Raw genomic sequence first — 8,928 nt, 5'->3', positions numbered from 1 at the left:
GTATAGGTCTGGCCGGCCGGCAGCGGCGTCGTCTGGTCCGGATTGCCGGAATCCCAGTTCCAAACCAGCGCGCCGGTGGCGGCGTCGTAGGCGCGGATGACGCCGGACGGCTCCTGCGTCGAATAATTGTCGTTGACCGCGCCGCCGACGATGATCTTGCCGCCTGAGATCAGCGGGGCCGAGGTCGAGTAATAATAGCCCGACTTCGGATAGGGCATGTTGGTCAGAAGGTTCAGCGTGCCGCCCTCGGCGAAAGCCGGGCAGATCTGCCCGTTGGCGGCATCGAGCGCGATCAGCCGCGCATCCGAGGTCGGCAGATAGACACGGGTCGCACAGGGCTGCCCGGCGGCGCCGGCGGCATCGGCGTAATAGGCCACGCCGCGGCAGGTCTGGTGCTGGCGGTCCTTGTCGAGCTTGACCTTGGGATCGAAGCGCCATTTCTCCTTGCCGCTCGCCGCATCGATGGCGATGGCGAAATTATGCGGCGTGCAGATGTAGAGCGTGTCGCCGATTTTAAGCGGCGTCACCTGGTAGGTGGTCTCGCCGACATCGTCGGGACCCTTCACATCGCCGGTCTGGTAGGTCCAGGCAGGCTGCAGCTTGGCGACATTGTCCGGTGTGATCTGGTCGAGCGGCGAATAGCGCTGGCCGAACTGCGTGCGGCCGTAATAGTGCCATTCGCCGGCCGGCACATCATTGCCGAGATTGGCGTTGGCGACCACCTTGTCGGTGCCGAGTTCGCCGGCAATATCCTTCGGATCCGAAGTCATCGAATAACCGGCGACGGCCAATGATGCCAGCACGGCAAGGATCAGCGGCGCGCGCCCGTCAGGGCCGACGAGACCCCGCCTCGCCCACGGCGTCAGCAGCCAAAAAGCGAGAAGCACGATGATGCCGCCGCGAGGCCCGAGTTCCCACCAGTCGAAGCCGGTTTCCCAGACCGCCCAGGCCAACGTGCCGAGCACGATCACCGCGTAGAGCCACAAAGCAGTCGACCTGCGCCGGTAAAGCAGCCAGGCGGCGATCAGGAAGGCAAGGCCGGCAACGACATAGTACCAGCTGCCGCCCAGCATCGCCAGGCGGATGCCGCCGCCGCCGAGTGCCAGGCCGATGAGGAAAAGAATGAGGGAGGTGATGGTGACAGCCAAGATGATACTCCTTCGACTGTTGCGCTTCGCGGCGCTGCCATGGCAACCCGGCATTGCGTCGCTGCCCGAAGCACAACTTTCTCCCGACGGTCCCGCCTGTCAAGCATGGGCCTCAAGCGCAGGCGGTAATGGTCCATCGCCATTGGGATAACATCGACCGCACTGGGAGCGTGGGCAGCAATCGGGCACTTTAGCGGAACAAAACGTAGACAGTTCTGGTCTTTCCCCACCGAATCACTACATTCGGGGCGATGTCCGGCTTTTCCGAAGACATGCCCTTTTTCGACGAACCCAATGCGCGGCCCTCGGCCCCGTCGGGTATCGCCGCGCGCGCCATGGCTGCCCGCAGCGGACACAACAACGCACCCGACTACCTGAAGGGCCTCAACCCGGAGCAGCGGCTGGCGGTGGAAACCACCGAAGGCCCGGTTCTGGTGCTGGCCGGCGCCGGCACCGGCAAGACCCGCGTGCTCACCACCCGCATCGCTCACATCCTCGCCACCGGCAAGGCGTTCCCGTCGCAGATCCTCGCGGTGACCTTCACCAACAAGGCCGCGCGCGAGATGAAGATCCGCATTGGCGTGCTGATCGGCGAAGGCAATGTCGAGGGCATGCCATGGCTCGGCACCTTCCACTCGATTGGCGTGAAGCTGCTTCGCAGACATGCCGAACTCGCCGGTTTGCGCTCCGACTTCACCATCCTCGACACCGACGACGTCGTGCGGCTGATCAAGCAGCTGATCCAGGCTGAAGGTCTGGATGACAAGCGCTGGCCGGCCAAGCAGTTCGCCCAGATGATCGACGGCTGGAAGAACAAGGGGCAAGGCCCGGCCGACATCGCCGAGGGCGACGCCCGCGCCTTCGCCAACGGCAAGGGCCGCGAACTCTACAAGGCCTATCAGGAGCGGCTGAAGACGCTGAACGCCTGCGATTTCGGCGACCTGCTGTGCCACCCGATCCGCATCTTCCGCGCCAATCCGGACGTGCTCAAGGAATACCACAAGCGCTTCAAATACATCCTCGTCGACGAGTATCAGGACACCAACACCGCCCAGTATATGTGGCTGCGCCTCCTGGCGCAGCGGCCTGATGGCAAGCCAATCTCCCCCCTAGAGGGGGAGATGTCCGGCAGGACAGAGGGGGGCGCCGCGCGCCGACAGGCTGGAGGGACAGCGCCCCCCTCTGTCGCCTCTGGCGACATCTCCCCCTCTAGGGGGGAGATTGGGCGCTCTTCGGCCGAAGCCCGCGCCACCGTAAATATCTGCTGCGTCGGCGACGACGATCAGTCGATCTATGGCTGGCGCGGTGCCGAGATCGACAACATCCTGCGCTTCGACAAGGATTTTCCCGGCGCCACCATCATCCGGCTGGAGCGCAACTACCGCTCCACCGCGCACATCCTTGGCGCTGCCTCCCACCTCATCGCCCACAATGAGGGCCGCTTCGGCAAGACGCTGTTCACGGACCGCAACGATCCCGAAGACGGCAAGGTGCATGTCCATGCCGCCTGGGATTCCGAGGAGGAAGCCCGCGCCGTCGGCGAGACCATCGAGACCTACCAGCGGCAAAAGCACAATCTCAACGACATGGCGATCCTGGTCCGCGCCTCCTTCCAGATGCGGGAGTTCGAGGATCGCTTCGTCACGCTCGGCCTCAACTACCGCGTCATCGGCGGCCCGCGCTTCTACGAGCGCATGGAAATCCGCGATGCGCTGGCCTTCTTCCGCGTCGTCGCCCAAGGCGCCGACGACCTCGCTTTCGAACGCATCGTCAATGTGCCCAAGCGCGGCTTGGGCGAAGCCACCATCCGCCAGATCCACGACACGGCGCGTGCTCTGCGCATCCCCATGCTGGAGGCCGCCGCCAAGCTCGCCGAAAGCGACGAGCTGAAGCCGAAGCCGCGCGCCGCACTTCGTGAAGTGGCGGCCAATTTCGAGCGCTGGCAAAAGGCGCTGGAGACCACGCCGCACACCGAGCTCGCCGAGACCATCTTGGAAGAGAGCGGCTACACCGACATGTGGAAAAACGACCGCTCGGTCGAAGCCCCCGGCCGGCTGGAGAATCTGAAAGAGCTGATCCGTTCGATGGAGGAGTACGAATCGCTGCGCTCCTTCCTCGAACATGTCGCACTCGTCATGGACGCCGAGCAGAATGCCGGGCTCGACGCCGTCAGCATCATGACGCTGCATTCGGCCAAGGGCCTCGAATTCGAGACCGTCTTCCTGCCCGGCTGGGAGGAAGGCCTGTTCCCGCACCAGCGTGCGCTGGATGAAGGCGGCCGCTCCGGGCTGGAGGAAGAGCGCCGCCTCGCCTATGTCGGCCTGACCCGCGCCAAGAAGAACCTGCATCTGTGGTTCGTCTCCAACCGCCGCATCCATGGCCTGTGGCAGTCGACCATCCCGTCGCGCTTCCTCGACGAACTGCCGGAAGCCCATGTCGAAGTCGCCGAAAGCGGCAACAGCTACGGCGGCTACGGCAATTCCTATGGCGGTGGTTCCTTTGCCTCCGGCCGCGGCGGCCAGGGCGCAGGAAGACAAAACCCCTATGGCGCCTCGCGCTTCGACACTGTCGGCGCCGACGCCGAAAAATCCGGCGCCTTCTCCAACACCTATGCGACACCGGGCTGGCAGCGCGCGCAGGCCAACCGCACCGAGGCGACCGACCGCAATTGGGGCTCGCGCTCCGGCCATCAGGTCGAGCGCATCGGCTATGGCGAGACGGACAGCGGCTACGGCGCCGGCCGCACCTCGGTCAAGGGCCGCACCATCGACGGCGAACTGGTCGCCAAATCCGTCGCCGACAAGCCGTCCGCCTTCAACGTCGGCGACCGCGTCTTCCACCAGAAATTCGGCAACGGCAACATTTCCGCCATCGAGGGCAACAAGCTGACCATCGACTTCGACAAGGCCGGCCAGAAACGCGTGCTGGACGGGTTTGTGGCGGCGGTGTGAAGATGGCGTTTTCCCGCGGACAGCTCCCACCTTCGTCATCCACGGGCGGAGCAGGAGCGAAGCGACGTCGCGGAGACCCGAGGATCCATGCCGTGACCTTGGCCGTGGAGTGCAGCGGAGCAGAATTCTGCACCGTAGTGACGCGTTGAAGTCGCGGCATGGATCCTCGGGTCTGCGCTGCGTCGCTACACTCCTTGCTTCGCCCGTGGATGACGAAAACGATGAGCGCCGGCGCCAATCGTCAAGGCATGCGATCCGCCAACGAAACCCTCACCTGTACCTTGCCTGGTTCCATTTGTGCCCCAGCAGCGACAGGATGATGATCAGGCCGTTGAAGAACTGGACATAGAAGCCGCTCAGGCCTGCCGCCACGACGCCGGTCTGGATGAAGGACACGGTGACGGCGCCGATGGCGCCGCCGACGACGGTGCCGATGCCGCCCCAGGTCGGCGTGCCGCCGACGAACACCGAGGCCAGCACCGGCAGCAGATAGCCGTCGCCGGCGGTCGGCCACCAGGTGAAGTTGATCATCACCGAGAAGGTGCCGGCGAGCGCAGCCCCGATGCCGACGAAGACGAACACTTTCACCCGCACGCGCTTGACGTCGATGCCCATCTGCTGGGCGCTGTCGGGGTTGTCGCCGACCACCCTCACCTGCGCACCGAAGCGGTGGCGGTTGTAGAGCATCGCCGACAGCACGACGAAGCCGATGGCCCAGAAGATCTGCACCGGAATGCCGAGGAGCTGGCTTGAGAAGATCGTGTAGGCCCAGCTGTCGCTGAGGCTGGTCAGCGCCATCGACTTGCCTTCGTTGATGATCTGGATCAGGCCGCGCAGCAGGAAATTCATGCCGAGCGTGGCGATCAGCGACGACAGCCCGCCATAGACGACCAGCGAGCCGACCAGGAAGCCGAGCAGCATGCCGGTGATCAGCGCCGCGGCGATGCCGAGGAACGGATCGTAGCCGGCCTGCACGACCAGCGCGAAGACCCATGAGGCAAAGCCCATCGTTGCCGGAAACGACAGGTCGATCTCGCCGCAGGTGACGACGAAGACCAGCGGCACCACCACGAACAGCGCAACGGGGAGCGTCGTCAGCACCGAGCGGTAGAGATACCAGGTGGTGAAGACGGTCGGGTTGGCGATCATGAACACCGCCATCATGACGATGAACACGGCGAGCGTGCCGAGCGCGGCACGGTTGTCGAGGATGAAGCCGCGCATCCAGTGATCGGATGGGTGTTTCCACTCTTTCTGGGCACTGGGGCGGGGAATGCCGGCGGACGGCTCGTGCAGGTCGGGCTCCATGGTCTTGCTCATCGTGCTCTCTGCTCCGCGTCGCCGGCATCGTGCAGCCCGGCCAATCCGCCGGGATGCGCGACCTCTTCCATGAAGTTGATGAGATCTTCGGCCGACTTGACCTCGCTGCGGTCGGTCGTCAGTGCGACCTTGCCGCGATCCAGCACGACGAAGCGGTCGGCGATGTCGAAGACATGATGGATGTTGTGGCCGATGAACAGGATCGAGCGGCCGCTCGCCCGCACCTGGCGCACGAAATGGAACACCTTGGCGGTTTCGGTCAGCGACAGCGCCGTCGTCGGCTCGTCGAGGACGATCAGCTCCGCCTGTTTGTAGATGGCGCGGGCGATCGCCACGCCCTGGCGTTCGCCGCCGGAAAGCTGGCCGACGATCGACTGCGGCGTGAACACTTTCGAGGTGAAGCCGATCTCGCGCATCAGCCGGCTCGCTTCCTCGATCTCCTTGTTGACCCTGAGAAAGCCCATGAAGCCGGTCAGCTCGCGGCCCATGAAGATGTTGCGAACGATGGTCTGCTGCACGGCCAGCGCCCGGTCCTGGAACACCGTCTCGATGCCGGCCTCGCGCGAACGCGCCGCACTCCACCCGGTCACCGGCTTGCCGCGCACGAGGATTTCACCGCTGGTCGGCTTGACCACGCCCGAGAGTATCTTGATCAGCGTCGACTTGCCGGCGCCATTGTCGCCGAGCAGGCCGACGACCTCGCCGCGGTCGACGCTGAGATCGACCCCGCCCAGTGCATAGACCTGGCCATAGGATTTGCTGATGTCGCGCAGTTCGATGAGGCGTTCTGCCACCGGATCCTCGCTTTGATTGTCTCGTGCCGGCTTCGTCGCCAGCGGTCCCGCCGGCCGGGGCCTGAGATCCCGGCCGGCGGCTTGGGAGGTCAGCGCAGCGCCTGCTTGGCGAGCTCAGCGACGATCTCGTAATTTTCGGGCGTAACAAAACCGGCGCCGGTGTCGACATTCATCGGCGCCAGCCCCAGAACAACCTGCTTGCAGAGGCTGAGGATCGGCAGATAGCCCTGCAGGAACGGCTGCTGGTCGGCGGTCAATTGCACCCAGCCGCCCTTGAAGCCCTCGACGATCTGCGGGCTGGTGTCGAAGCCGAAATTGAATATCTCGCCCGCCTTGCGTCCGGCCGCCTGCATGTAGGTCGATACATTGCCGAGCATCTGCCCGCCGGGATAGCCGACCGCCTTGACGTCGAGATTGTTGAGCAGCGCCGCGGTAATCACCGGAATGGCCAGATTGGGATCGGACGCCCATTCGCCGCTCGGCGGCGAGGACAACTGGATGACCTCGACGCCGGCCTCCTTGAGCGCGGCCACCGTGCCGCGCTCGCGCGCGCCGCGGCTTTCGTTTTCGAACGGACCGATCATGATCGCCTTGTCGCCGGCCTTCAGCTTGCCCAGCTTGAACGCCTCGGCGCCGAGCGCGCGGCCCTGCTGCTCCTGCTGGGCGCCGACATAGCCGCCGCCGAACGCTTCCACCACCTTCGGCACCGGCACGTTCTGGTACATCATCTTGATGCCGTCCTTGTGCGCCTGTTCGGCCAGCGGCATGATCGACGCGTCGCCCGGGTGGCCCATCATGGCGATGCCGTTGGGCTTGACCGCGACGGCCTCACGCAGTTGCTGCACCATCTTTTCGATGTCCCATTGGGAGAAGATGTAGTCGACCTTCGGCCCGAGATCGGCCTCTGCCTGCTTGGCGCCATTGTAGACGATGGTGCCGAAAGCGTCGCCCTCGGCGCCGCCGACGAAGAAGCGGATGTGGACGTCCTTGCACCATTTGGCGTCGAGCGCCCGCGCGGGCAAGGTGGAGATCGCAGCGGCAAGCATCGTGGCGGCGGCCACGACGATCGAGCGCAGAACTGTCCTTCTCATCGTCATGCTCATGCACTTATCCTCCCTTTTTGTCCTCGCAAGCGAGGGGTTCGACATTCGCTTCGGCAATGTGCGTTGCAGACATCCCGGCCGGCTCCTCCCGCCGGCCGATCCTCACATCGGGTTCGGCAGGTAGCTGGCCCCTCCCCGGCATTGCTTGAGATATTCAAGCGCCCGCACCTGGCCGGTGATCTCGAGGTCGCCGCGATAGACCGGGTCGTGCCAGCCTTCGATATCGATGGCCCCCTTGTAGCCGGCCAGCCGCAATTCGCTGATCACCCGCGTCCAGTCGCTGTCGCCGAAACCGGGCGTGCGCATCTGCACGAAGGGCAACCGGCCGAACACGCCATGCTCGCGGATCACGTCCCAGCGCACCGTCGCGTCCTTGCCGTGCACATGGAAGATGCGCGGCGCCCATTTGCGGATCTGGGGTATCGGATCGATCAGGTAGACGAGTTGATGGCAGGGCTCCCATTCTAGCCCGAGATTGTCATCGGGCACTTCGTTGAACATCAGCTCCCAGGCGTCCGGATTGTGGGCGATGTTCCAGTCGCCGGCGGCCCAGTTGCCGTCCATGGCGCAGTTCTCGAACGCGATGCGGACGCCCTTGTCGGCGGCGCGTTTGGCCAGCGGTCCCCAGACCTCCTTGAAGCGCGGCAGGCTGTCGGTCAGCTTCTTGCCGCGCAGGCGGCCGGTGAAGCCGCTGACCATCGAGGCGCCGAACAGATGGGCGTTGTCGATCACCGTTTCCCAGGCCTGGAGCACGCCACGGTCGACATCGCCGCTTTCCAGCGGGTTGCCGAACACGCCGAGCGAGGACACGGTGACGTCGGCATCGCCGATCGCCTCGCGGATCTGGCCGGCGAGAAGCGGCAGGTCCTTGCCGCCAAGCGTCTGCCAGAAGAAGGGTTGAATGCTCTCGAAGCCGAGCGGCAGGATCTGTTTGACGTAAGCCGCCGGGTCGTCGAGATTGGCCCGCACCATGGTGCCGATCCGGATGTCGAGAAGCGGGTTCGGCGTCATTGTGCGTCCTCTGCGATTGTCACGCGGCGGCCGGTCTCGGCGCTTTCGATGGCGCCGAAAACCATGGCCAGGCTCTTGATGTTGTCGGCGCCGCGCGTTTCCGGCTCGGTGCCGGTCTGGATGGCGTGCACGAAATCCTGGAGAATGCCGAGATGGCCGCCGACGCGATCGGACGCATCGAGCGGCGGCACCGCGATCGGCTGGGTTTTGTCGAACATTCCGTCGCGGCCCGACATCACTGCTTCTGCCCTCAGCTCGTCATTGCCGTCCCAGAGCAGGCTGCCGCGCTCGGCGACGATGCGCCATGTACTTTCCCAACTGGTGCGGAAGCCGGCGGCGCACCAGCTCCCGGCATAGGTGAAGACCTTGCCGCGGCCGAGATCGAAGACCGCGCTGGCCGACGATCCCTGCCGGTACCAGGAATTGACCGGCTCCCATTCCTGGCAATAGACGCCGGCCGGCTCGCCGGCGACCATGTACCGGGCGGCGTCGAATGTGTGGATCGCCATGTCGAGCAGCAGCACATGCGCCATCTCCTCGCGAAAGCCGCCGAAATGCGGCGCGACGAAGAAGTCGGCATGGATGCTGGTCGGCGTACCAA

Annotated in this window: 7 protein-coding genes; 1 reads left to right on the top strand and 6 read right to left on the bottom strand. The window is 64.9% G+C overall.

The genetic code is table 11. The features are described 5' to 3' along the window. On the bottom strand, positions 1–1,148 hold a 1,148-nt coding region (locus EOD15_RS22305; RefSeq protein WP_148129617.1), incomplete at its 3' end, for a PQQ-binding-like beta-propeller repeat protein. Between the two features lie 251 nt (positions 1,149–1,399). On the opposite strand from EOD15_RS22305, the gene EOD15_RS22300 reads away from it, so the two are divergent. Next, positions 1,400–4,099 (top strand): UvrD-helicase domain-containing protein, encoded by a 2,700-nt coding sequence (locus EOD15_RS22300; protein WP_127408825.1) that lies wholly within the window; start codon positions 1,400–1,402, stop codon positions 4,097–4,099. A gap of 270 nt (positions 4,100–4,369) precedes the next feature. Here EOD15_RS22300 and EOD15_RS22295 read toward each other — a convergent pair whose 3' ends face one another. The 5 genes from EOD15_RS22295 to EOD15_RS22275 all read right to left on the bottom strand — a co-directional run. Next, positions 4,370–5,419, bottom strand: coding sequence for an ABC transporter permease (locus tag EOD15_RS22295; RefSeq protein WP_127321532.1), 1,050 nt, complete (start codon positions 5,417–5,419; stop codon positions 4,370–4,372). Further along, complete coding sequence (locus tag EOD15_RS22290; protein ID WP_127321533.1) at positions 5,416–6,213, bottom strand: ATP-binding cassette domain-containing protein; 798 nt, start codon at positions 6,211–6,213, stop codon at positions 5,416–5,418. Before EOD15_RS22290 ends, EOD15_RS22295 begins: the two co-directional genes overlap by 4 nt. A gap of 89 nt (positions 6,214–6,302) precedes the next feature. Next, complete coding sequence (locus EOD15_RS22285) at positions 6,303–7,316, bottom strand: substrate-binding domain-containing protein (protein WP_127321534.1); 1,014 nt, start codon at positions 7,314–7,316, stop codon at positions 6,303–6,305. A gap of 102 nt (positions 7,317–7,418) precedes the next feature. Continuing rightward, positions 7,419–8,327: a sugar phosphate isomerase/epimerase gene (locus tag EOD15_RS22280; RefSeq protein ID WP_127321535.1), complete on the bottom strand. Its 909-nt coding sequence runs from the start codon at positions 8,325–8,327 to the stop codon at positions 7,419–7,421. Further along, positions 8,324–8,928, bottom strand: a 605-nt coding sequence (locus EOD15_RS22275) for a Gfo/Idh/MocA family oxidoreductase (RefSeq protein ID WP_148129616.1), incomplete at its 5' end; no start/stop codon positions are given. The genes EOD15_RS22275 and EOD15_RS22280, both read right to left, overlap by 4 nt.

Source organism: Mesorhizobium sp. M7A.T.Ca.US.000.02.2.1 (assembly GCF_003996995.1).
Lineage (GTDB): Bacteria > Pseudomonadota > Alphaproteobacteria > Rhizobiales > Rhizobiaceae > Mesorhizobium.
Note: the sequence above shows the minus strand (reverse complement) of the source record. Positions and strands in the feature narration are given on the sequence as shown.